Origin of the sequence: Bacillus haikouensis, assembly GCF_013179555.1 — a bacterium.
In the GTDB taxonomy this organism is placed as follows: domain Bacteria; phylum Bacillota; class Bacilli; order Bacillales; family Bacillaceae_B; genus Rossellomorea; species Rossellomorea haikouensis_A.
This window is the reverse complement of sequence record NZ_JABMCR010000461.1, coordinates 1-2,176: the sequence shown is the minus strand read 5'-3', so window position 1 is coordinate 2,176 and position 2,176 is coordinate 1. Positions and strand designations below refer to the sequence as shown.

Annotated in this window: 4 protein-coding genes; all 4 read left to right on the top strand. The window is 45.5% G+C overall.

Annotated features, from left to right (window positions below):
- A partial coding sequence (locus tag HP456_RS25460) for a hypothetical protein (RefSeq protein WP_172255449.1) occupies positions 1-120 on the top strand: 120 nt, incomplete at its 5' end.
- A gap of 36 nt (positions 121-156) precedes the next feature.
- Positions 157-846, top strand: a complete 690-nt coding sequence (locus tag HP456_RS23145; protein WP_172255448.1) for a CoA transferase subunit A — start codon at positions 157-159, stop codon at positions 844-846.
- A 32-nt stretch (positions 847-878) separates the two neighbouring features.
- Positions 879-1,526, top strand: a complete 648-nt coding sequence (locus HP456_RS23140; protein WP_376766250.1) for a CoA transferase subunit B — start codon at positions 879-881, stop codon at positions 1,524-1,526.
- 151 nt (positions 1,527-1,677) lie between these two features.
- Positions 1,678-1,908, top strand: a complete 231-nt coding sequence (locus HP456_RS23135) for a YqkE family protein (RefSeq protein ID WP_172255444.1) — start codon at positions 1,678-1,680, stop codon at positions 1,906-1,908.
- Positions 1,909-2,176 lie beyond the last annotated feature (268 nt).

Here is a 2,176-nt window from a genome sequence, read left to right as displayed (position 1 = left end):
ACAAGGATCCTGGTGACATTGATCCATGAAATGAAGAAAAGACAGGTTCAGCACGGATTGGCTACGTTGTGTATCGGCGGAGGGCAAGGTGTAGCGACAGTCGTAGAGCTGAACAATTAAGAAGGTTGATTAAGAAAGAAACGAGGAGGGAACACGATGAAACAAGTTTATACTTCATACAGTGAAGCTGTGGCGGATATACATGATGGAGCCACTCTTATGGTAGGCGGGTTCGGTCTGTGCGGCATTCCTGAGAAATTGATACTTGCCCTTGTGGATAAAGGAGTTAAAAATCTGACAGTCATCTCAAATAACTGCGGAGTGGATGATTGGGGACTCGGCTTATTGCTCCAAAATAAACAGATTGACAGAATGATAGGCTCCTATGTAGGTGAGAATAAAGAGTTTGAAAGACAGGTGCTCTCAGGAGAGCTTGAAGTGGAATTGGTTCCTCAAGGAACATTAGCGGAGAAGATCCGGGCGGGAGGCGCCGGAATCCCTGCGTTTTATACACCGGCCGGGGTGGGAACACCCGTAGCGGAAGGAAAAGAGACGCGGACATTTAATGGAAAAGAATATCTGTTGGAAGAAGCCTTTACGGCAGATTTCTCACTGGTAAGAGCGTGGAAAGCAGATAAAATGGGGAATCTCATTTACAACAAGACAGCGCAGAACTTCAATCCGATGATTGCTGCCGCAGGGAAAGTGACCATCGCTGAAGCAGAGGAGATTGTGGAGATCGGGGACATCAATCCGCAGGAAGTACATACTCCGAGCATCTATGTTCAACGATTGATTCAGGCAGAGCAGGAAAAACGCATAGAAAGAAGAACAGTCAAAGCCTAGAAGGGAGAGTGGATAGGATGGATCGTGCGAAGATGCGTGAAAAGATCGCCAGAAGAGCGGAAAAAGAAATACAGGATGGTTTTTACGTGAACTTAGGGATAGGTATGCCGACACTGGTCGCCAACTATATTACAGAGAATAAACAGGTTGTGCTGCAGTCGGAGAACGGGCTCCTCGGGATAGGCCCATATCCGACCGAAGAAGAATTGGATGCTGACCTGATCAATGCAGGGAAAGAAACGGTCACTGCCATTCCGGGCTCCTCTTACTTTAACAGTGCCGAATCATTTGCGATGATTCGCGGAGGGCATATTAATATTGCCATCCTGGGGGGCATGGAAGTTGCCGAAAATGGTGATCTTGCAAACTGGATGATCCCAGGAAAGATGATCAAAGGAATGGGCGGCGCTATGGACCTGGTACATGGGGCTCAGCGTATCATTGTCATTATGGAACATGTGAACAAAAATGGTGAAAGCAAAATCCTGAAAGATTGCTCCTTGCCACTAACAGGCAAAGGGGTGGTCAACCGGATCATCACAGACCGCGCAGTCATGGATGTGACAAGTGAAGGGCTGCTCCTGCGGGAAGTGGCAAACGGGTTCACGGTGGAAGACATTCTATCATCTACGGCTGCCGAGCTTAAAGTGGCCGATGATGTAAAACTCGAAGCTTATTAAAACACCAGCCATCCAGGGAGGATAAAATTTCTCCCTGGATGGCTTTTTAGATTTCCCTTGTCTATTCCAATTGACTTGGATTGATCAGCTCTTTGACGAATGCGGAAAAAAGTTTTATAAATAAGGATAGAAACGAATAGGGGGATTCGATATGTCTAAGAAAAAGAAACAAGAAGCAGAATTGACGTTAAAGAACTCCATAAATGCTGACCTGTTTGAACAATTGAAGAGTAAGAAAAAAGAACTGGAAAAAGTGGAAGAAGTGAAAAAAGAAGAAGAGCGTCAGCGGAAAGTGGAGGAAAGAAAGCAAAGAGAGAAGAATAAATCTTTTGAAGAACTGTTGAATGAGAGTAACTTAAACTGGGAGAATTATAAGAAATAAAGGGACTTCTATATGAAGAAAGGGGCAGGGACAAAACTTTTTCTTTTGTTCAATGTACATTTAGATTTTAGCTCTTTCCAGCGGTTGATTGGAGTGCAAGACGAAGACTCCTGTGGGAAAAGTAGCTTATTAGAAAAGCGGAAGGGCTTTGCTCAGAGGCTGGTGGCATAAGACGAATCGTCCTGGAAGGCGCACTTTGCCTTCTTGGTCGGTTTGGCTTATGTCATGTGCCTCTAAGCCCTGCAGCTAGACAAGTGAGACCCCGCAG